At 57.7% G+C, this 20,837-nt stretch carries 17 protein-coding genes; 11 read left to right on the forward strand and 6 right to left on the reverse strand.

Annotated elements, in window-relative coordinates; all coding sequences use genetic code 11:
• Positions 1 to 166: 166 nt before the first annotated feature.
• Together J3U87_RS17635 and J3U87_RS17640 are read right to left on the reverse strand one after the other, a co-directional pair.
• Entirely contained in the window at positions 167 to 1,435 is a 1,269-nt protein-coding gene (locus J3U87_RS17635) for a TlpA disulfide reductase family protein (protein ID WP_237384373.1), read from the reverse strand.
• A gap of 167 nt (positions 1,436 to 1,602) precedes the next feature.
• A complete protein-coding gene (locus J3U87_RS17640; protein WP_237384374.1) occupies positions 1,603 to 1,890 on the reverse strand; it encodes a 4a-hydroxytetrahydrobiopterin dehydratase in 288 nt (95 codons plus the stop codon).
• Between J3U87_RS17640 and J3U87_RS35305 the strand changes: the two genes are divergently transcribed.
• Entirely contained in the window at positions 1,889 to 2,143 is a 255-nt protein-coding gene (locus J3U87_RS35305) for a transposase domain-containing protein (protein ID WP_420038309.1), read from the forward strand. The two genes, J3U87_RS17640 and J3U87_RS35305, sit on opposite strands and share 2 nt — an antisense overlap.
• A gap of 288 nt (positions 2,144 to 2,431) precedes the next feature.
• On the opposite strand, the gene J3U87_RS17645 is transcribed toward J3U87_RS35305, so the two are convergent.
• On the reverse strand, positions 2,432 to 3,640 hold the full coding sequence (locus J3U87_RS17645; RefSeq protein ID WP_237384375.1) for a PAS domain S-box protein: 1,209 nt from the start codon (positions 3,638 to 3,640) through the stop codon (positions 2,432 to 2,434).
• A gap of 822 nt (positions 3,641 to 4,462) precedes the next feature.
• On the opposite strand from J3U87_RS17645, the gene J3U87_RS35310 reads away from it, so the two are divergent.
• Positions 4,463 to 4,738, forward strand: a complete 276-nt coding sequence (locus tag J3U87_RS35310) for a Druantia anti-phage system protein DruA (RefSeq protein ID WP_420038272.1) — start codon at positions 4,463 to 4,465, stop codon at positions 4,736 to 4,738.
• 45 nt (positions 4,739 to 4,783) lie between these two features.
• On the opposite strand, the gene J3U87_RS17650 is transcribed toward J3U87_RS35310, so the two are convergent.
• Positions 4,784 to 6,949, reverse strand: a complete 2,166-nt coding sequence (locus tag J3U87_RS17650) for a patatin-like phospholipase family protein (RefSeq protein WP_237384376.1) — start codon at positions 6,947 to 6,949, stop codon at positions 4,784 to 4,786.
• A 622-nt stretch (positions 6,950 to 7,571) separates the two neighbouring features.
• Entirely contained in the window at positions 7,572 to 8,405 is an 834-nt protein-coding gene (locus J3U87_RS17655; RefSeq protein WP_237384377.1) for a beta/alpha barrel domain-containing protein, read from the reverse strand.
• Positions 8,406 to 8,673: 268 nt separating this feature from the next.
• On the opposite strand from J3U87_RS17655, the gene J3U87_RS17660 reads away from it, so the two are divergent.
• The 3 genes from J3U87_RS17660 to J3U87_RS17670 all read left to right on the forward strand — a co-directional run bounded on the left by J3U87_RS17660 (position 8,674) and on the right by J3U87_RS17670 (position 15,178).
• A complete protein-coding gene (locus J3U87_RS17660) occupies positions 8,674 to 10,224 on the forward strand; it encodes an acyl-CoA carboxylase subunit beta (RefSeq protein WP_237384378.1) in 1,551 nt (516 codons plus the stop codon).
• A gap of 266 nt (positions 10,225 to 10,490) precedes the next feature.
• Positions 10,491 to 13,394, forward strand: coding sequence for a GAF domain-containing sensor histidine kinase (locus J3U87_RS17665; RefSeq protein WP_237384379.1), 2,904 nt, complete (start codon positions 10,491 to 10,493; stop codon positions 13,392 to 13,394).
• A 407-nt stretch (positions 13,395 to 13,801) separates the two neighbouring features.
• Positions 13,802 to 15,178, forward strand: coding sequence for a sigma-54-dependent transcriptional regulator (locus J3U87_RS17670; protein WP_237384380.1), 1,377 nt, complete (start codon positions 13,802 to 13,804; stop codon positions 15,176 to 15,178).
• 28 nt (positions 15,179 to 15,206) lie between these two features.
• Here J3U87_RS17670 and J3U87_RS17675 read toward each other — a convergent pair whose 3' ends face one another.
• Positions 15,207 to 15,596, reverse strand: a complete 390-nt coding sequence (locus tag J3U87_RS17675) for a hypothetical protein (RefSeq protein ID WP_237384381.1) — start codon at positions 15,594 to 15,596, stop codon at positions 15,207 to 15,209.
• A gap of 147 nt (positions 15,597 to 15,743) precedes the next feature.
• Here J3U87_RS17675 and J3U87_RS17680 point away from each other — a divergent pair, with 147 nt between their 5' ends.
• From J3U87_RS17680 to atpG, 6 genes are all read left to right on the forward strand, one after another.
• On the forward strand, positions 15,744 to 16,463 hold the full coding sequence (locus tag J3U87_RS17680) for a metallophosphoesterase (RefSeq protein WP_237384382.1): 720 nt from the start codon (positions 15,744 to 15,746) through the stop codon (positions 16,461 to 16,463).
• Between the two features lie 294 nt (positions 16,464 to 16,757).
• Positions 16,758 to 17,216, forward strand: coding sequence for an ATP synthase F0 subunit B (locus J3U87_RS17685; RefSeq protein WP_237384383.1), 459 nt, complete (start codon positions 16,758 to 16,760; stop codon positions 17,214 to 17,216).
• Between the two features lie 111 nt (positions 17,217 to 17,327).
• Entirely contained in the window at positions 17,328 to 17,891 is a 564-nt protein-coding gene (locus J3U87_RS17690; protein ID WP_237384384.1) for a F0F1 ATP synthase subunit B family protein, read from the forward strand.
• Positions 17,888 to 18,430: an ATP synthase F1 subunit delta gene (gene atpH, locus J3U87_RS17695; protein ID WP_237384385.1), complete on the forward strand. Its 543-nt coding sequence runs from the start codon at positions 17,888 to 17,890 to the stop codon at positions 18,428 to 18,430. The genes J3U87_RS17690 and atpH overlap by 4 nt, the downstream gene beginning before the upstream one ends.
• 5 nt (positions 18,431 to 18,435) lie before the next feature.
• A complete protein-coding gene (gene atpA, locus J3U87_RS17700; protein ID WP_237384386.1) occupies positions 18,436 to 19,956 on the forward strand; it encodes a F0F1 ATP synthase subunit alpha in 1,521 nt (506 codons plus the stop codon).
• A 2-nt stretch (positions 19,957 to 19,958) separates the two neighbouring features.
• Positions 19,959 to 20,816, forward strand: coding sequence for an ATP synthase F1 subunit gamma (gene atpG / locus J3U87_RS17705; RefSeq protein WP_237384387.1), 858 nt, complete (start codon positions 19,959 to 19,961; stop codon positions 20,814 to 20,816).
• Positions 20,817 to 20,837: the final 21 nt, after the last annotated feature.

Raw genomic sequence — 20,837 nt, forward strand, 5'->3', positions numbered from 1 at the left:
CAGGTGATTACTCGATGGAGTCTATCTTGATGAGACCTGAGACCTGAGACCTGAGACCTGAGACCTGAGACCTGAGACCTGAGACCTGAGACCTCGAGACCGATCCTGGCCATCCAGGCGAACCAACCCGTCAGTTACGAGTTCTTCGTTCCCGGATGGACACGATCTACAGCAGTTCTTCGATGCGCCGGCGCAGGTCTTCGGTGTATTGCGTGTAGTGGTGGCCCGTGCCGGGGCCGCTGAAGCCCGTGTGGATGGCGACCACCTCGCCTTTGCGATCGATCAGAATGCTGGTGGGATAGGCAAGGAGGTGGTTCAGGTCGGGCAATTTTTTGCCGGCTTCGGCCTTGTCCTTGGTGCCGGCCAGCAAAATCGGGTAGGTCAACTTGTGGCGTTTCTGGAAGCGCTTGATGGCGCGCGTGTCGCGTTTCGTGTCGCCGGTGGCTTCGAACGCCAGGCCCAGCACCTGGAAGCCGCGATCGCCGTATTGGCGGAACAGCGATTCGAGCAGAGGTGCTTCGTCGTTGCAGTTGGGACACCAACTCCCGAAGAGGGTGATCAGCCGAACCTTGCCCGCCAGCAATTCGGAGTCGTGGTTGACGAGGTTGCCCTCGAGATCGGGAAACGAGAAGCGAAATCCGTTGCTGGGATCCTGAAGCTCGGTCAGGCTGTAGGCGTCGGGCAGTTCGGCGGCTTCGTTCCGTTCGGCGTCCCACCGTTCGTGCCATTTGTCCGAAGACCAGAAATCGCCCCGAAGTCGGTTCTGCTCATCCAGGGTGGCGAGGAACAGGAAGGCGTGCCCGCCGTCGAAACAGCTCAGCTTCAGTTGGCGACCGTCGACGACGCCCTCGAGAAACCGGTAATCGCCGGTCTTGGTGAGAAAGGTGCCGGTCAGGCGTTTTCCTTCTTGCCGGAACTCACCGATGGCCTCGCCGCTGGGTTCGCCGTCTTGGGTGAAGGCGACCGACCAACGGCCGGCGAGGTCGACCGGATCTTCCGCCGAGGTGACTTCGAACCGGGAGGTGTCGTCATGGACGGCGAAGAAGGGCAGGGTGGCGGTACGGTCCTGGTTGACGAGTTTGGTCCAGGTCCCTTCGAGCCGGGTGCCTTTTTCGTTCAGCTTGCCGCGGAACACCGACTCGTAGTGATCGATCGAAAGCGTGACGGTGCCGTCTTCCGCGACCGCCACGCGATCGAATTCCAGTCGCTCCGCGTCGTTGAGCGCGACGGCGTTGCGACCATTGTCACCGTCCTCGATGAGCACGGTAAAGGGAAGTTCGCCGCCCGGGGACTGAAGGACGAAGCGCCAGGAACCCGTGGGCGGGAGTTCGGGCCGGATGGAGGCCGGAGCGGCGTCTGGCGGTGTCGATTGATTGGTGCAGGCCATGCCGGCAACAGCGAGCAAAGAAATAAAAACGAGATGTTTGCGAATCATGGGGCTCGTGAGGCTCCTTTGGGGATGAAGTGTCCGTGGTGGGAAACACGAAAACGGGCGATTGGCTTCCCAGGATATGGGTAGGGGGGCCACCCGCGGTCCGGCGTCGCCGGGAGAAGACGGGAATCGGGAGGATCGACGCGCGACCCGATGTGGAACGGGACGATTCAGGTCAACATGGCGTCGATGGCCCTGGCCATCTTGAGGTCCCGTTTGGAGAGGCCGCCCGCGTCATGGGTGGTCAGCTCGATGCGGACCCGGTTGTAGACGTTGAACCATTCCGGGTGGTGGTTCATGCTTTCGGCCAGCAGGGCGACCCGGGTCATGAAACCGAAAGCCTCGTTGAAATCGGTGAAAGCCAGGGCGCGTTCCAGCTTGCCCTGATCGTTGAGGTGCCATTCCGTGAGTTCGTTCAACGCGGCGGCGCGTTCGTCGTCGGTGAGCTTCTTGGACATGGTGATCTCCTTGAAGGCGCGAGGTACCTTCTCTTCTGAGGGCTTGGGGCATTATAGCCAAGGTCGACGGGGAGGTGGGTGTTGCGCGCGGTCGGGCAGGGATTGGACGAACGGCTGGGAACCCTACGCCTATTTAAAACAGTTGTTCGAGCGTCTGCCTGCCGCTCAGACCGACGAGGACCTCGCGTTGCTCTTGCCAACATGTTCTCGAGAAACCATCGCGAACTCAGCGGTCCCGGACGCGACGCATTAAGCGCTTACGTCGCAAACGTCCTGATATTATTCTGGATCGGTTTCCGCCAATCGGGGAACCCACTTGGAGGGCGTGTGGAGAATTCGCCGCGAGGATGCCCGGCTATTCCCCGAAGCTCATTTAATGATTCGTACCAGCGTCGCCTCGTCGACCTCGTCACCGACCGAGATGGGCACACCTCGACCGGTCAGCATGATGCATCGACTTGCACCCGAATGTTTCTAACTACAAGAAAACTCTAAATAACGACAAATTAGTACCCCGTCTCAATCAAAGTAATCGCTTGCGTTATTCGATTATTTTCAGATCTCCTATTTCTTTGACCTTTAACTCTTGAATATCAAAGACAACTTTATGACAATTTCTGTAAATAGAAAACCGAACCCCTAAAGAAGACAAAACAACTCCCGATTGGTAGAGTTTTCCCCTTGGACTAAAAAGGCCTGATTCGATGACAAATTCGTCGTCAGGAATTTCGATCACAATATTCAAGCATTCCTTTCGTCGCATGAGCGCAATGGACACATTGGATGATGAATCCAATGAGTCTTCAGGCAGGATGTTGTTAACAACTCCGCTTATCGCCAGAGTTAGTTTTTGTCCATCTACCTGCATTAGCGTGTTTTGGGTGCAATTATCAAATGACACATTTAAATGACATCTTCTTTCGAGTGATATAGACAGCTTCGCAATTAAGTACCTGATGTCAATTGTTCTCGAAGAGAATTTATCAAATCCACCTTTTTTGCGACATACAGATTGGCTGAGAAGAAAATCCTTACACTTCTCTGCAGCGGAAAATATTTCCTTTGATGTGCCTTTTATCTCTTCAATCATACTCTTTAAATATTCGGACAGCAGTTCTCGATGCTTACGAGAATCCAGCAAGAGTTTGAGAAACTTTTTTTGCTCTAGATTCCTTCTGATCACTCGAATTCTCTCGCCTAGAATCTGATTCCTGCTCTCTGAAATAGAAGAGTACAACCCTGAGAACTGCTGTCGAAATTGATCGATACACATTGATTCCGAGAGCTGCATCCCAATAAGCCTTTCATTTTCAGCAAACTCTTGACGTTCCCTTGAAAATCGAGTCCAATCTTCAACTTCAGCAATGACGAATGGTCCTGCCGGGGCTTCAATATATCGGGGCACGACCCGAACCGGACATGTAATGCCATTCTTTTTTCTATGCATTCCCAAAACCGTTAATTGTCGATCTCTGTTGAGTTTGATTTTTTCTACATATCGATCCCAGCCGATCAAATCTAATTGAGGGGCAAGGTCGTTAACCTTTAACGATAAGAATTCTCGATCTGCGAAACCATAAAACGCTTGAGCTTTTTTGTTCGAAAACAAAAATTGACCATTTCTCGCATCTATTATGAAAATCGAGCGTGTGCTCGCAAACAGCAACGTTTCTAAAATCAAACTAGTAGCCACATTAAGATCTAATCCCACAGGCAATCCATCACTAGATGGATTTAACGGCTTAGCCATGTTTCATTTTCTCCAAACAGTAGCTCAATACCACGCAAGTAATTCATAGTATTCAATAGAGATAAAAAAATTAAAAAACTATCTATGTAATGATCACAGACCTTCGACTCTGCCCATAATGGTCATGTGAATCGTCGTGTAGCGGTTTTGTGTCGGTGGCCCGTCTTTGGTGATTGCCTCGGCAACAAACAGCGGCGATTGGGCCGGTTCATCGATCTAGGCCGAGGATATTTTCAGGGCATCGACGGGGCCAGGAAAGAAGAAGCTCAAGATAGGGACGAGCTAACCAGAATCGTCAGCGGTGTTGTTGCCGATGAGGATGTCATTGAATTTGTAACTGTGTGCCAGTTTTTCAGGATTACCAGATGGATGGCCTTAGTTGGAGCGGAGCATCATTTGATGCGGAGATTTGTGATGGTTTCGCTCATTAAATTGGGGAAGGAAAAGATCGAGTCTCCCGCTATGTGTTTGCCGGTGTCCAATGTGGTGCCCCTTGATGTCGATCGAATTCAGTTCCTTACCTAAATGTCTATTGAATCGGGGAATATCCAATAGCCACCTATCAGGAGAGCGTTTTGAAAACCAAAGACCCTCTGCTTCCAGCAGGTTAGGATAGAAACATTAGAAGGATGTTTTTTGATGCCAGTGATGAGGATAATATTACAGCTCGGGGGTACTTTTTTCAATGACTCAAATGAGATTTTTTCTGGCTATCAATTTCACTCCCTGGAAATTTTCATGAAAACCACTTTGCTTTCCAATGGCAAGTCAACAACAAAATAAACGTAAAGCCCACGCCTGGCGCAAGTTCGCGTCCTTCCGGTGAAGGAAACCAATCATAAAAAAGTTGGACGATGGACCCCGGAGTCCCACAAAGCGAGGTTTCAGCGGATCGTCCAGAACTCGCGCTTCTTGCTTCTGCCTTGGGTCGAGGTCAAAGGCCTCGCCAGTTCCGTTCTGATCCTGGTGACCCAACAGCTCCCCGACGCTTGGGACCGGGCCTTCCACCAACGCCGCGAATCTATGGATCTTCGACTGGTTCCAAACAGAAAATCCCGATGCACCAACGCGTACAAAAAGACGCGTTGGGACGAATGAGCCTCGCCCACCTGGATTTTTTCATTTGCTATAAATCGTTTGTTCTTAGAAGGATGGTCCGATGCTGAGGTAAAGGCTGTGGCGGTCCTTTTCGGCAAGGCCCAGCGACAGGTATACCGGCCCGATGCGGGTATCGGCGCCCAGGGTGAAGGTTGCCGTGTAGCGCAGGTCCTGAAGGTCCACCTCGTCGCGGGTCTGCCACATATTGCCCAGCTCCAGCCAGCCGCCCACGTAGATGCCGTCTCCAATAGGCGCGGGCAGATTGCCGGCACGGTACAAATAAGTGGGCCGCAAAATCGCGTAATGAGAGCCGATCAACTCGCCCCGTTCATAAGCCGAAAACGAGAAGAACCCGCCGATGCCGTACTGGGCATAAAAGGGCAATGGCTCGTTTTCGAGGCCGCTGGCGGATTCGAGCCAACCCAAAAGGGTGTGGCGCCCGAACGATTTGGTGAGCACGAGATTGAAGGTTGCCGAGTCGAAGGTATCATCGGCGCCCATGTCCTCGCGCACCGAAAAAAGGCTCAAACTGGTGAGCATGCCTTGCTTGGGGAAGGCGCGATTGTCGAGGCGATCTACGATCAAAGAAGTCGAAATGCCGCCCAGGGTGACGCCGTCCAAGGGGTTGCCGTCGGGGAATTCGAGGACGCCGAAATCGGCGTCGTACTTGCCGTACACATAGCGGGTGCGGAACTCACCGTAGGCGCCGAGGTTCAGGCCCAGGTCCAGGTTCGCCCGGAAAAAAATGGACTCCAATTCCAGCGGTTCGCCACCGCCGGCGAGCTGGGATTTATCGCGATCAATCCCGATTTGGGGGGCGATGAAGAAGCGGCCGCCGAAATCCAGCGGTTGATAGAATTCGCTGCGCAGGCGTTGGGTTTCGCCGAAAATGAAGTCGGTGCGCAACTCACCGCCGAGGGCGTTGAGGCGGGTGTTGGTCAGGTTGACCAGCGGCAGGATGCGGGTGTTTTGGTCGTCGTCGATGGTGGTGTTGACGCCGAAATGCAGGTAGTTGGGGCCCCAAAACTTCTCGCGAATCAGGATGCGTACGTGAAAGCCGCCCTCGGCGGGTTTCAGTTGGAAATCCACCAGTTCGAAATCGCCGAGGCCGAACACGCGGTCCAGATCGCGGCGTAGGCTGGGCAGGTCCAGCGGGTCGCCGGGTTTGAGCCGCAACCGGCCGCGCACCACGCGCTCGTCGACGCGTTTGAGGCCGACGATGTCCAGCGACACCACGCGCTTCGTCGCGGGCGGCGGCTTGGTGCGTCGCTGTTGATAGGCTCTGTAGGCGGATTCCGAAACCGACCATTGGGCCAGTTGATCGACGGCGGCGCGGGCCGCATCCTCGCCGCGGTTGCGGATTTCGGCAGTGGCGGCAAAGTCCAGCGTGCCGATATCGCTGATGGGCGGCACGATCAGTAAATCGGCCTGATCCAACTGCTGCTCCACCTGCTTGCGGCTGAGAATGCCCATGGCTTGCGAAGAGACATCCATCAAGGTGATCAGTTTATCGCGCTCGCGCAGGGGCAGGCCGATGTCGACGGCGATGATCACGTCCACATCCATGTCCTTGAGCACTTCGATTGGCAGGTTGTTGACCACGCCACCGTCCACCAGCAGGCGGTTGTCGATTGAAACGGGGGCAAACATGCCAGGCAAGGCCATGCTGGCGCGAATGGCCTTGGTGAGATCGCCTCGTTGGAGCGCGACGGAGTCGCCCTTGACGATGTCGGTGCCCATGGCGCGGTAGGGGATCGGCAGTTGATTGAAATCCGAGATATGGGCCACGCCCAGCGTGTTGCGGCGCAGGAAGAAATTCAGCTTCTGGCCGGCGCTCAGCCCGGTGGGAAGGCGTACACCCTGACGGCTGATGCCCACTTCAAAATCGAAGAGGAAGCGCTGATCTTCCTCCTTGCGCCGAAAGGTGCGGTCGCGGCGGGCGGGCTGATCGTCAAACAAATCCGGCCAATTCAGGTCCAACATGATCGCTTCGATGCGCTCGAGGGGCAGCCCGGCGGCGTACAGGCCGCCCACCATGGCGCCCATGCTGGTGGCGGCGACGGCATGAATGGGAACGCGCTGTTCCTCCAGCACGCGCAAGACGCCCAGATGGGCATAGCCGCGTGCACCGCCGCCACTGAGGGCCAGGCCGATACGCGGGCCATCTTCGGTGGTGTCGGCTCCTCCCTGGGCCAGAATCGGTAGACCCATTGCCAGTGGCATCAACAACCACGGCCAAAAAGAGGTGGGAAGGAGGCGTCGTCGAGGGTTGCGAAACCATCGCGTGAGACGATGCTCGAGCAAAGAACGCATGGAAGCCTCTCGAATATAGGCTTTGATTCCTCAATAGTTTACCCATGCCCATGACTGAAAGCCAGGAATACTCCGCGTTTGCGGAGCGTCGAAGCCCTCGACCCGGGTGATCCCGCCGGCGTGGCCATGCGTTGGTCCTGGCCGCCGTGATTCCGATAAGCTACGGCAGGAATGAATCCCAATATGGGGTTCATCACGGGGGCCATGGACGCCGTTGTGGGACGATGAAGCCGGATGCGGGAAAGCCGCACGTCCGGTTCTGTGGGGGGGGGACAGCCGCAAGGCTTGCCCCTATCCCGACAACATCGGAATACATGAAAGGATCGGCATTCGGTGGCACATCATGGCCCTGCTTTTCCTGGGTTCGTTCATTCCTGCCTTCCTGATCAAGATTTTGCGGCGGCAAGACCCAGCTCAGGTTGAATGCAACACGTTGTTTCAAGCTCGGACGCGTGGAATTCTCCAAAGCCAAGCGTGGTGGAGATTTTCTTCGGCACCCAACCCGGAGAACACCGCCGCCTCAATCGAAATGGGGTGCCTGTTTCTTGTTGTGCAGGCTCTGCGACACCCCGATCAGGCAGGAATGTTTCAGCAGTTCCAGGACTTTGTCGGGTAGGGCCGGTCCCCCGAGATTGGTCATGGAATGGGCGCGGTGGGGCACGGCCGGGACCTGATCCAACTCGGGAATGCCGAGATTTTGGTAGGCCACGATGTCCCCGCCCATTTCGATGAAGAGGCGGGCGTATTTATCGTGCTGGGGGCACTCGGGATGCAGCCGCAGGCCGATCAAGTGGTTCTCGTCCACCGCGCGAATCGAGGCGTCGAAGATCTCGCGAATCAAATCTTCCATGTCTTCCTTGACGATCTGCTGGAGCACCAGGAAATAACAGGCACCCAGTTCCACGTAGCGGAAGCCCACCTCGCAGGCTCGTTGGCTGGCGTTGCGAAAGGCGGTGACCAGTTTGTCGCCGTTGATCCAGTCCAAGTTGTCGCGATAGTCGAAATGGCCCTGCATCAGCGATTGGGCGTCGCATTCGCCGGTGTGGGTGATGTGGATGCCCGGCAGGCTGCCGTTGGAGGAGATGATCTTGGTGAGGGCCCGCAAGCCGTCGAGATACTTGGGCTGGTCGGCGCGCAACAAGCTGTACTTGCGTGAGTTGGGCGGCGCTACCGTGGCCGGGCCGGTGATCACGAGTGCGGCCTCGGTCTGGGCGAAGGCCTTGTAGTGCATCAGCAGTTCCGGCGTGACGCGCCCGTTGGGGTAGGTAAGCTCCGTGGGGGCCGGCAACACGGCGAAGGGATTCTTGAGAAACACCGATTTGAGTTGCGTCGTCGGTGATGCGTTCGTGGTCATGCGGGGGCCCCTGTTTTACCTCTCGTCTCGGCATAATCGCCGAAAGGTTGAGGCACGTCGCTCCGGGTCTCCAAGGAAAGCTTGACAATTCCAGCTCGGCAAGCTTTGATGGGCCTCGTTCACTGTATAACTCGACGCTTTCGCCCAGATCTTTAACGCGGTTTCCGCACCTCGTCGTCCCTGATTTTACGGGGGTCGGCCCGCCAGACGGGCACGGCGGCGTGGCTGGGTCGGCATGGTCGAGACGATCCGATCGCTGGAGGCTGCCATGAAATACGAGTCCCGCTTCAAGGAACTGAAGGAACGCGAGCGCAAAGCATTGCTCGGTGGCGGGGAACGACGCATCGCGCGTCAGCACGAGTCCGGAAAATTGACCGCACGCGAACGCATCGATCTCCTGCTCGATCCCAACAGTTTTCAGGAACTGGACAAACTGGTGGTGTCCAAGCGCACCGATTTCGGGATCGAGGCCGAACCTTCCGTCGGCGACGGCGTGGTGGCCGGATTCGGCACCATCGAGGGGCGCACGGTGTACCTGTTCGCCCAAGACTTCACCGTGTCGGGCGGTTCGCTGTCGGCGGCCAACGCGCGCAAGATCGTGAAGATCATGGATCTGGCCATGAAGGTCGGCGCGCCCATCGTCAGCTTGAACGACTCGGGTGGGGCCCGCATCCAGGAAGGGGTGCGCTCACTGGGCGGTTACGCGGACATCTTTTTGCGCAACACCTTGGCCTCCGGCGTGATCCCTCAGATTTCGGCGATCATGGGACCCTGTGCCGGTGGGGCGGTCTATTCGCCTGCCCTGACCGATTTCATCTTCATGGTCCAGGATTCGTCCTACATGTTCGTCACCGGACCGGACGTCATCAAGGCCGTCACCCACGAAGAGGTGACCAAGGAAGAGCTCGGCGGTGCCATGACCCACAACAAGACTTCCGGCGTCGCGCACTTCGCGGCTCCCGATGATCGCGCCTGCATCGCCATGATTCGCGAGTTGATGGGTTACATTCCCAGCAACAACCTGGAAGATGCGCCTTCCCAGCCCAGCGACGATCCGATCGATCGGGAAACCACCGGCATCCAGGAGATTCTGCCGGACAATCCCAACCAGCCCTACGACTGCAAGAAGATCATCAAGGAAGTGGCCGACGGGCATCGTTTCTTCGAGGTGCAACCGCATTTCGGCAAGAGTATCGTGGTCGGCTTCGCCCGCTTGGGTGGGCAATCGGTGGGTGTGGTCGCCAACCAGCCCGGCCATCTCGCCGGTGCACTGGATATCGATTCCTCCACCAAGGGCGCGCGTTTCGTGCGTTTTTGCGATGCCTTCAACATTCCGCTCGTGACCTTCGAGGACGTTCCGGGTTTCCTGCCCGGTACACGTCAGGAGTTCGGCGGCATCATTCGCCACGGCGCCAAGCTGCTGTACGCCTATTCGGAAGCGACCGTTCCCAAACTGACGGTGATCGTGCGCAAGGCCTACGGCGGCGCATACTGCGTCATGGCGTCCAAACACCTGCGCACCGACATCAACTTCGCCTATCCCACCGCCGAGATCGCGGTCATGGGCAGCGAAGGCGCGGTGAACATTCTGTTCCGTCGCGAGTTGGGCGAGGCCGCCGATCCCGACGCGCGCCGCAAGGAACTGATCGACGAATACCAGGAGAAATTCGCCTCGCCCTTCATCGCCGCGGAAGAAGGGTACGTGGACGAGGTCATCGAACCCAAGGACACCCGCGCCAAGCTGATCCGTGCCCTGCGCATGTTGGCCAACAAGCGCGAGGACATGCCGCCCAAGAAACACGGCAACATGCCGCTTTGATCGAACCGCGATGGGCCGGGGGACGACTGCGCCGCGATTCGAAACTTTTGCGATCGCGGCGACCTGTTTCGTTCGTTTTCGAACCGCTTTGGATCGGGAGTACCCGGCCGCCCGGTCTTTTATGATGTGCAACCTGGTAAAATAAGTCTTGCGATACCCGGCTTTTCGATGGTTCGTTCCGCGGGAACACTTGCGATGGGGCCTAGGGTCCTTCGGCCTCCGGTCGAATCGACGCCTGTCCGCCGTTGCGGTATCCGGAATCGAGGATGGATCTCGAAAGGGACCGGCAAGGCGACCTCACCACGCGCGATCCGCGCGGCACACGGCTCCGGACGGCGCGCTTCGGCGGTAACATGAATCCGTTTTCCAAAATCAAGGTCTGGCTTTTGGAGAAGGGGGGCAAGCTCGGTTATCTCGTGCTTATCCTGCTGATCGTGTTCGGCCTGATGAACGTGGTCCACAACATCACCTACCGCAAGCCGATCGACGGCGGCACCTGGGAGATGGAGGGCGACCAACTCAAGGTCGTGGACACCGACCTGGATGCCGACACGAGCCTCCAGATCGGCGACGTGCTGCTGGGTATCGACGATCAGGCCATTACGGATGTGGACAGTTACCAGGACTTCATGCACGAGGTGAGCGTCGGGTCGCGGCACCTCTACATTCTGGACCGCTCCGGGAGCCGCTACGAGCCGTGGGTCGAGATCAAGGGGGTCAAGGACCCGCACATCTCGAAGTACTACTTTTTCGCCGTTTCGGGCTTTATCTACCTGATGTTCCTGTTCCTGATCCTGAGCCAGGAGGTGACGTTCCGGGCCCGATCGGAATTGCTGTTGTTCTGTCTCTGCGTCTATCTGACGTTCGTGTTCCACCCCACGGATCGCTTCACTTCGCTGGATTGGATCAGCTTCTACCTGGACCAGTTGGGCGGTTTGCTCCTGCCGTCGGCCCTGACCGCCCTGGCCCTGCGCCAGTCGCTCAGCAACAACAAGTGGCTGCCGTTCATTCAAACGGTTCACTGGTTGCCGAGCGTGGTTCTGGCCCTGTTGCTGCTGATCTGGATTCCCTCGATACTGGGGGTCTCCAGTTCCAATACGGCCGAACGGTATTTCGAAGACCTGCAGCGTATCCAAGGGCTTTGGGGCGGCTGCCTGATCGTGGTGTCGGTCATGGTGCTGGCCCTGGTGGCCGAACTGTACCGGCGCGAGAAGAACTTTTCCCTGTTTTGGGCCATGAGTTGGATTCCCTTCGCGCTGACCCTCTGGAAGCTCGACTACCCCTTTTCCACGGCCACCGCCAGTTTGGCGCCGATCGCCCTGCCCCTGGCGCTGATCTTCAGTTGGAGCCGGGAGGGGCACCTGTACCTGGGCTCCATCGGCAAGAAGGGTTTCGTGTACCTGTTCGTCACCCTGGTCCTGATTTTGGGGTATTTCCTGTTCATCGGCACCTTCCAGGCGTTGCTGGGGTCGCAGATCGGCCCGGACGGGTTGTCCATCATTTCCGGTTTGGGCATCATGTTCGCGGCCGTGTCCTACATGCCGCTGCGCCATTACGTGGCCGACTCGGTCGACCGCATGATCTACGGCGAGCGATTCGAATCCCTGAAAGAGCTGGTCGATTTTTCCGGGATCAACCGCGCCGATACCCGCATCGAGGCGTTTCTGACCCACATCGTGCACCGGTTGGCGAGGGCTTTCGCCATCGAGACGGTGGCCGCCTATCTCGGCGTCGACGGCGTCAAGGCGTTTCGTGCGGTGGACGAGGCCAATCCCTACAAGGCCCTGGTCATCGACGAGTTGCCCGAGGCCTTGCTGGCCGGGGACCTGTTGCGCGGGGTCGATGTCGACGCCTTTCGGCTTCAGCAGGACAAACGGGAGGCCCTGGTCCCCGAGGCCTACATCTGCCCGATTCGCGTGTCCGGATCCCTCGCCGCCCTGATCGTGTTCGAACTGCGCGACGGCGGTCGTTTGACCCCGGAGGAGTACCGCCTGCTGCGCAGTATGCTGGACCAATGCGGCGTTCTGATGGAGAACATGGAGCTCTACGCCAACATCAATCAGAAGGCGCAGGACATCATGCAGCTCAAGGAATCCAACGAGAACATCATCGAGAGCTCGCGGCTGGGCATCCTGACCACCGACGAAATGGAGCGGGCGGGCTCCTGCAACAGCGCCTTCGCCGATCTGGTCGGTCGCCCGCGCGATCAGATCCTGGGCCTGACCTTCGACGAATTGTTTTCCCGGCTGAAGGTGACCAGCCGCCAGTCGGTGAAGTTCGGCGTCAACACCGAGGCCCATTTCACCAACGAACGCGGTGAGGACCTGATTCTGGAAATCCAGAAAACCGCCCTGAAGACCAAGGAAAACGAGGTGTACGGCACGCTCTACCTGGTGGAGGACATCCGCGAGAAGAAGCGGATCAGCCTGAACATGATGCAGCAGGAAAAGCTGGCTTCGATCGGTCTCCTGGCTGCCGGCGTGGCCCACGAAATCAATACCCCGCTCACGGGCATCACCAGCTATTCGCAATTTTTGAGCGGGGATTCCGGTTTGACCGAGGAGCAACGCGAACTGCTGGGCCTGATCCAGGCCCAAAGCCAGCGCGCGGCCCATATCGTGGCCTCCCTGCTCAATTTCAGCCGCAAGGAGTCGGAACCCAAGGGGCCCGTCGACGTGGCCGAAGTGCTGCGCCAGACCATCAAATTCCTCAGTCACCAATTGCAGAAGGCGAACGTCGAGGTCACGATGGAACTTCCGGCCGAATCGCCGCCCATCGAGGGCTATGCCAACCCACTTCAGCAAGTTTTCGTCAATCTGATCGTCAACGCCATGGACGCCATGCCGGAGGGCGGCGGGCTCTGGATCCAGATGATGGTGCGCCGAAGGGTGATCGAACTGATTTTCCGCGACGAAGGCGTCGGCATGGACGCCACGACGCGTCGCCACATCTTCGACCCCTTCTTCACCACCAAGGAAGTCGGCAAGGGCACCGGTCTCGGCATGTCGGTCGTGTACAACATCATGCAGGAACACCAGGGTTCGATCGAAGTGGACAGCCAGCCGGGCAAGGGGGCGACCTTCCGACTGCGCTTCCCGCTGCACGCGCCGGAGCGTTTGGCCTGGCCGGCCGCGGTTCCCACCGTCGCTTCGGATGAATCTCGAAGGTAGGTGAGGTGGTGGCACGATTCGTTTCCAGGTCTAGAGAGCGGACATAGTGAGGGATTTTGGACGATGGGAGCGCGGGTTTTTCGATAATTGGGTAAGCCCATTCTGGCGGGTTTTGTCGCGTTAGTGTGATAGCGAGTGTCATTGCGGGTTTTGGATCGGACGTGAAGTCCAGCGGGCATGGTCCCGAGTGCGCCCCGAGGGAACCGCGGCTTCGATGCGGTTTGCGGGGTAGCGCCGATGGGGGCCAGGCGTCTGGCTGCCCGATTTCGGTCACCGCATTCAAGGCGCTGGTGTTCACCTCATGGCGAAGCCCTGCCGAGAAATACGGGCTAGGGCCTGGTTTACAAACCCTGCTAAACTGTCCCAAATCGTGACTTACATGTAATGGGGAAAGGTGTCGTACATTCATGGAGCCGAATGCCAAGATTTTTCTCGTAGAAGATGAACCGGTGGTTCAGGACGTTCTCAAGCGCTTGTTCCGCCCTTTGGGCTACAAGGTCAAAACGGCGGATCGCGGCGATGAAGCCCTCGTCGAACTGGAAAGTGGGCAAATCTTCGACTTGATCATTACCGACCTCAACCTGCCGGGCGTTTCCGGGCTGGAGGTGGCCGAACGGGCCCGCGACTTGTGCCCCGACGTTCCGGTCATCGTCATCACCGCCTATGCCTCGGTCGACTCGGCTGTCGGAGCGATGAAAGCGGGGGCTTTCGATTACCTGACCAAGCCCTTCAACAACGACCAGGTCCTGCTGGTGGTCAAAAAGGCCATCGAAAAGCGGCGTCTGGTCGAAGAGAACCGGCAACTGCGTCGCGAATTGGATTCACGCTACGGTTTCGAAAACCTGGTCGGCAACTCGGAGCCGATCATCGAGGTGTTCGACCTGGTGCGCCAGGCGGCCCCGGCGACCGCCACGATTCTCATTCGCGGCGAGTCCGGGACGGGCAAGGAATTGATCGCGCGCGCCGTGCACCACAACAGTCCGCGTCGCGACAAACCGTTCGTGGCCCTCAACGCGGGCAGCATTCCCAGCGATTTGCTGGAGAGCCAGCTCTTCGGGCACGTCAAGGGTGCCTTCACCGGTGCCGTGAGCGAAAAGAAGGGGTTGTTCGAGCTGGCCGACACGGGCACCCTGTTCCTCGACGAGGTGGGCAACATCAGCCTGGAAATCCAGGCCAAGCTGCTGCGCGTACTGCAGGAAAAAGAATTCATGCCCGTGGGGTCGACCGAGACGGTTCGGGTCGACGTGCGCCTGGTCTGTGCCACCAACGCCGATCTCGAGAAAATGATCACCGATGGCAAGTTCCGCGAAGATCTGTACTACCGGCTCAACGTCATCGAGGTTCACATGCCCAGCTTGCGGGAGCGCGTCGGCGATATTCCACTGCTGGTCGACTATTTCATCCGGAAGTTCGAGAAAGAGAACAACAAGGCGATCGCCAAGGTGGAGCCGGATTTCGTGGCCGCCCTGGAGGCCTATCCCTGGCCCGGCAACGTGCGTGAGCTGGAGAACCTGATGGAGCGGGCCGTGGTGCTGTCGCGCGAGGGCAACATCGATACCGCCTTGCTGCCACAGAGCTTCCACAAACGTCAGGAGACGGTTCCCGACAACTTCCCGGATCTGGAGGAAGACATCAACTTCCACGAACAGATCCAGGCCTACGAGCGAGCTCTGATTCTAAAAGCGTTGAAGAAAGCCGACAACGTGCAGAAGAAGGCGGCCGGGCTTTTGGGCTTGAAAACGACCACCTTCAGCGAAATGATGAAGCGCCACAAACTGCGGTAGTCCTGGAGACGGCGCGTGCGCCGTCTCTTTAGAAATCGATCAGGGTGACTTTCTCCGCGATGGGCAAACTGGTGGGGTAGGTGGTGACCAGCAGGTCGATTTCGACCGGGATGTCGATCCACATGTCGATGACCGGGTTGCCGTATTCGTCGATTTCCCGCGTCAGGTCCACGGCATCGATCGGCAATTCCATGCCCATGCTCTTGCTGGCGTCCAGAATTTCTTTTTTCAGTTCGGGGGCCTTCTTGTTCATTCCGTCCCGGATGATTTTCTGGGCCTCTTTCTCGAAGTTTCGGCGAAACTCGAGCGCTTGGTAGTTTCGGTAGAAGGTGTAAAAGAAGATGGTCGTCACCAAAATCGTGACGATCAACCCGACGATACCCTTCGATTTCTTTTCTTCCTCTCCCCAACGCGACATGGCTTCCTTCCTCATTCCCCAATCTGCTAGATTGGAATGCATTGTCGAATCTTCAACTGGGTTTTGAAAGATCCGCAAACCTGGTGAGATTCTTGATTCGAGTATAGATTTGATTCCCACGACAAGTCAAAAACGAATGGTGAATACTTGATTCTCGTAACCGATGCCCACGTGAGCCTTGCCAACCGCAATCACGAAGAGTTCTTCGAGATGCTTGACCACTTGGCGACCCTGTCGGAGGACGTCGTATTCCTCGGCGATATCTTCGACCTGTGGATCGGCCTGCCCGGTTACCAGGATGGCATTCACGCGCGCTTCCTGGCGTGGTGCCGCGAGCAGAAGGCCGTGAGAATGGTGGGCTTGGTGGAGGGCAACCACGAATTCTTCGTGGCCGAACGCCACGGCGGCAACTTTTCCTGGTGCGAGAAGGCCGAGCGCCAGGTGGCCGAAGGGCGCGTCCTGTGCGTGCACGGCGACCTGATCAATCGCCACGACCTCAACTACTTGCGCTTTCGCAAGGTGAGCAAGAGCGCGATCGTCAAGACCCTGGTTCGATTTCTCCCCGGCGGTCGTTGGTTGGTGCAGCGCCTCAAGAAGGATCTCAAGAAGACCAACAAGGCCTTTCGCATCAGTCTGCCGCGCGACGAAGTGGATCGTTTTGCCGCGGAACGATTGGTCGGCGATGTGGAGCGTATTTTCGTAGGGCATTTCCATCAGGAGTATTCGGTCTCTCCGCGGCCGGGCACCGCGCTCCACATTTTGCCGGATTGGTTTGCGACGCGAAAAGTGGCCCATTACGACCCCAGACGTGGTAGCCTAACGTGCGTGCCGTGGCGACAGTTGACCATGCTGGAATCCGGCACCTGATCTTCCGCTCGTCAGTTCGTTTGTGACCGGAATTTCGACCTATTCGTAGGGGCCGCCTGGTCGTTTTCGACCTAAACGAAATTGCCCCTGTGCCTTCCGGGCTCTCGATCTTGTTTTGCGGAAAAAAGTTACTGGGCGCCCCGTGCCGAGATGGCGCTTTCTGCGAGCGAAAACCCTTAATTCCCTTAGTTTAGTTGACACCTCGAGAGTCTTTGTGCTACTTTGCTTGGCGTTTTTGAGGGGTTTGTCCGGTACAGGAAATGGTCAGAAAAAATAGCGGGATGAGTTCTTTTCATGGAAGAGATATTAAATAGTTTGCCCGGTCCGATGCAGGTCAACGTCACGTCGTTGGTCATCGCTGCCATCTTTTTAGTTCTCATCGTCGTTCTCAACAATTTGATTTTCAAGCCCATCGTCGAAAAGTTGGACGAGCGGGCCCGCCGTATCAAGGACGGCGCCGAGGCGAAGAAAAGTGCGGACAAGACCGTCGAGGAAAGCTTGGCCGCATTGAACAACGCCCGTGTTGAGGCACGACGCGAAGCGCAGAACAAGAGATTAGAAATCCTCAAGGAGTCCGAAATGGCTCGAGAAGTTATCATTACCAGCGCCAAGGAAAAAGCGCTGGGTATGGTTCAAGCTGCCGCCACCGAGCTGGATCAGCAGGTGGAAAAAGCCAAATCCACCTTGCGAGAAGAAACCAAAGGGATGGCCGACCAGATCGTGGCCTCGGTTTTGTCTCGCTCTGTTTCCTGATCCTTGGTTTTCCCTGTGTAACGGGATCTGAGTTCGGGCTTTTTCAAAGCCCCTTTCCCTACCGATCGATTTAAGACGTTTTAGGGTCGTGCTTCAATGAAACGAGTTATCGTGCTTCGAACAATCTTGGTATGTCTCTGTCTCGGCTTGCCGGTAATGGCTGCCGGAGGCGGTGGTCACGACGGTGGTCACCATTTCGACTGGGCCCATTTCGCCGCGCAGACGGTGAACACGCTGATCTTTTTCGGCACCCTGGCCTACCTGCTGAACAAGCCGATCAAGGAGTTTTTCTCCAATCGCAGGAAGCAGATTCAAGAGGCCTTGGAACTCGCGGAGAAAAGCCGCGTGGATGCCAAGCGCGCTCTGGATGAAATCGAACAAATGAAAGCGGCACTCGCTGACGAATTGGCCCAGATCGAGAGCCAGGCGCACGAGGATGCGGAATTCGAGAAAAAGAAAATCGCGGCCGAGGCGGAGCAGGAAGCTGCTCGGCTCATGGAGCAGGCCAAGGCCGACGTGGAGCACCTGCGTCGGGAATCGGTGACCAAGCTGAAGGCCTTCCTCACCGACCTGGCCATGGCCGAAGCCGAAAAGGTCATTTCGACCTCGATCACCGACGCCGACCGCAAGAAGTTGTTCGCCGAATTTACCAACAGTCTGGGAGCGAAATCATGAGTGCCGCCAGAGTCGCCGCGCGTTACGCGAAGGCGTTTGTCGATGCGCTCAGCGATCAGAACCGCCTGGGTGATGCCGAGTCTTTTCTGGAATTTTGCGAAGTGGTTGACGGAAACGGCCAATTGCGCCGCCTTTTCGCCAACTACGCCGTATCTCCTCGCATCAAAACGGGCGTGGTCGATGCGCTGGCCAAAAAGTTGAGCCTGTCGGGATTGTCGTTGACCTTCCTCCAGCTCCTCGTCAAGAAACGCCGTCTTGATATTCTTTCCGAGTTACGCGTCGCCGTGAACGAGAATGTCAATCGCAAGTTAAATATTCAACCCGTGAAATTGGTGACCGCCGCATCGCCCTCCGCCGAGGAAGTTCAGGCGTTCAGCCAGGGCATGGGCGCCCGTTTGGGTTGTGAAGTCAAAGTGGAATCCAGAGTCGATGCGTCCCTTCTCGGTGGTGCCATCGCCCAGGTGGGCAGTGTCGTGTACGACGGCAGCGTACGTGGTCGGCTCGACAGGCTGCGCCAGGAATTAATTAAGGAGAAATAATCGAGATGGATATCAGAGCGGAAGAGATCAGCAAGATTATTAGGGATCAGATCGCCGGTTACGAATCTGATGTCGATGTGGCCGAAGTCGGTACCGTCGTCGCCGTAGGTGATGGTATTGCCCGCGTTTACGGTTTGGAAAAAGCCATGGCTGGTGAGTTGCTCGATTTTCCCCATGGCGTGGTAGGCATGGTACTCAACCTCGAAGAGGACAACGTCGGTGTCGTTCTCTTCGGTGGTGGCAGCAAGATCCGCGAGGGTGACACGGTCAAGCGTACCAAGCGCCTCGCCTCGGTCCCGGTCGGTCAGGCCATGGTCGGTCGCGTCGTCGATCCGCTGGGCAACGCCATCGACGGCAAGGGCCCCATCCAGAACGACGGGTTCAACCCCATCGAGCGCATCGCACCCGGCATCATCGCCCGTAAGTCGGTTCACGAGCCGATGCAGACCGGCCTCAAGGCCGTCGACGCGATGATTCCCATCGGCCGCGGCCAGCGCGAGTTGATCATCGGCGACCGTCAGACCGGCAAGACCGCCATCGCGCTGGACACCATCATCAACCAAAAAGAGACCGGCGTCATCTGCATCTACGTCGCCATCGGCCAGAAGCGCTCCACCGTCGCCCAGGTCGTGAGCAAGCTGGAACAGAACGATGCCATGAAGCACACCATCGTGGTTTCCGCGACCGCTTCCGAGCCGGCCCCGTTGCTCTTCCTCGCACCCTATTCCGGTTGCGCCATGGGCGAGTATTTCATGGACCGCGGTGGTCACGTGCTCATCATCTACGATGATTTGTCCAAGCAGGCGGCCTCCTACCGCGAGCTCTCCTTGCTGCTGCGTCGTCCGCCGGGCCGCGAAGCCTATCCCGGTGACGTTTTCTACCTGCACTCCCGGTTGTTGGAGCGCGCCGCCAAGTTGAACGACGACGAGGGCGGTGGTTCGATGACCGCACTGCCGATCATCGAAACCCAGGCCGGCGACGTTTCCGCCTACATCCCGACCAACGTGATTTCGATTACCGACGGTCAGATCTACCTCGAGGCCGACCTGTTCAACTCCGGTCAGCGCCCCGCCGTCAACGTCGGTATCTCGGTATCCCGCGTCGGTGGTGCCGCCCAGACCAAGGGTGTGAAGAAGCTTTCCGGTACCCTGCGTCTCGACCTGGCCCAGTACCGCGAACTGGCGGCGTTCGCCCAGTTCGGTTCCGACCTGGACAAGGCGACCCAGGCCCAGTTGGCACGCGGTCAGCGCATGACCGAACTGCTGAAGCAGGAACAGTACGTGCCGCTCGCCGTCGAAAAGATGATCTGCATCCTCTACGTGGGCGCCAAAGGCTTCCTCGACGACATCGAAGTGACCGACATTCGGCGCTTCGAGACCCAGTTCTACGACTTCATGGAAGCCCACCACGCCGACTTGCTCAAAACGATTGCGGACAAGAAAGCCTTCGACGGTGACATCGAGAAGGACTTGACCTCCGCGATCAACGCCTTCAAAGAGCAATTCAAGGCGGAAGCAGGAGTTTAACCATGCCAAACCTGCTCGACATCCGTCGCCGGATCAAAAGTACCAAGAACACGCAGCAGATCACCAAGGCCATGAAAATGGTTTCGGCGTCGCGCCTGCGTCGGACCTCGGAACGCGCCATGAACGCCAGGCCTTATGCCGACCGCATCGCCGACGTGCATGCCTCGGTTCTGGCGCGGATGCCGGAGCTCGACTCGCCCTTGTACAACCAGCGCCAGGGCAAGACGCTGATCCTGGTGTTGGCCGGCGACAAGGGACTCTGTGGGGCGTTCAACAGCAATATCTTCAAGGCCGTCAGCAACCTCCTGGAACGCGAGGGCCAAGATCGCTGTGCCGTGGTCGCGATCGGCAAGAAGGCCGCCTCCTATTTCCGCAAGCATCCGGCCGACGTTCTCGAATCCTACGAAGACGTGTTCCGCAACGTGACCTTTTCACTTGCGGAAGAGATCTCGCGCAACGCGATTCAAATGTTCACCGAGGGTGGATATGGCAAGGTGATCCTGCTCTTCAACAAATTCAAGAACGTCCTGGTCCAGGAAGTGATCGAACAGCAACTCTTGCCGTTGACCGCCGTGGCGCAGGACGATCTGGAGGAAATGCCCGGGGTGGAACACCTCGCGGAACCCTCGCTGGATGCCATCCTTGCGGATCTCGCGCCCCAGGTCGTGATGACCCAGGTGTTTCAGGCCCTGTTGGAATCTTGTGCGGCGGAGCATGCGGCACGCATGACCGCGATGGATGCCGCCACCAACAACGCCAAGGAAATGATCGGCAAGCTTACGCTTGAAATGAACAAAGCACGTCAGGCCGCGATTACCAAAGAGTTGATTGAGGTCGTCAGCGGTGCCGCCGCACTTTAATCGGCGGTAGCCGGGTTGGTT

It is taken from the genome of Sulfidibacter corallicola (assembly GCF_017498545.1).
Classification (GTDB): domain Bacteria; phylum Acidobacteriota; class Holophagae; order Acanthopleuribacterales; family Acanthopleuribacteraceae; genus Sulfidibacter; species Sulfidibacter corallicola.

Excerpts from the sequence above, each read along its gene's own strand:
- J3U87_RS17645 (WP_237384375.1), bottom strand. The coding sequence starts at position 3,640 with ATGGCTAAGCCGTTAAATCCATCTAGTGATGGATTGCCTGTGGGATTA.
- J3U87_RS17685 (WP_237384383.1), top strand. The coding sequence starts at position 16,758 with ATGGAAGAGATATTAAATAGTTTGCCCGGTCCGATGCAGGTCAACGTC.
- atpA (WP_237384386.1), top strand. The coding sequence starts at position 18,436 with ATGGATATCAGAGCGGAAGAGATCAGCAAGATTATTAGGGATCAGATC.
- J3U87_RS17675 (WP_237384381.1), bottom strand. The coding sequence starts at position 15,596 with ATGTCGCGTTGGGGAGAGGAAGAAAAGAAATCGAAGGGTATCGTCGGG.
- J3U87_RS17660 (WP_237384378.1), top strand. The coding sequence starts at position 8,674 with ATGAAATACGAGTCCCGCTTCAAGGAACTGAAGGAACGCGAGCGCAAA.
- J3U87_RS17670 (WP_237384380.1), top strand. The coding sequence starts at position 13,802 with ATGGAGCCGAATGCCAAGATTTTTCTCGTAGAAGATGAACCGGTGGTT.
- J3U87_RS35305 (WP_420038309.1), top strand. The coding sequence starts at position 1,889 with ATGGTGATCTCCTTGAAGGCGCGAGGTACCTTCTCTTCTGAGGGCTTG.
- J3U87_RS17655 (WP_237384377.1), bottom strand. The coding sequence starts at position 8,405 with ATGACCACGAACGCATCACCGACGACGCAACTCAAATCGGTGTTTCTC.
- J3U87_RS17650 (WP_237384376.1), bottom strand. The coding sequence starts at position 6,949 with ATGGGTCTACCGATTCTGGCCCAGGGAGGAGCCGACACCACCGAAGAT.
- J3U87_RS17665 (WP_237384379.1), top strand. The coding sequence starts at position 10,491 with ATGGATCTCGAAAGGGACCGGCAAGGCGACCTCACCACGCGCGATCCG.
- J3U87_RS17635 (WP_237384373.1), bottom strand. The coding sequence starts at position 1,435 with ATGATTCGCAAACATCTCGTTTTTATTTCTTTGCTCGCTGTTGCCGGC.
- J3U87_RS17640 (WP_237384374.1), bottom strand. The coding sequence starts at position 1,890 with ATGTCCAAGAAGCTCACCGACGACGAACGCGCCGCCGCGTTGAACGAA.
- atpG (WP_237384387.1), top strand. The coding sequence starts at position 19,959 with ATGCCAAACCTGCTCGACATCCGTCGCCGGATCAAAAGTACCAAGAAC.
- atpH (WP_237384385.1), top strand. The coding sequence starts at position 17,888 with ATGAGTGCCGCCAGAGTCGCCGCGCGTTACGCGAAGGCGTTTGTCGAT.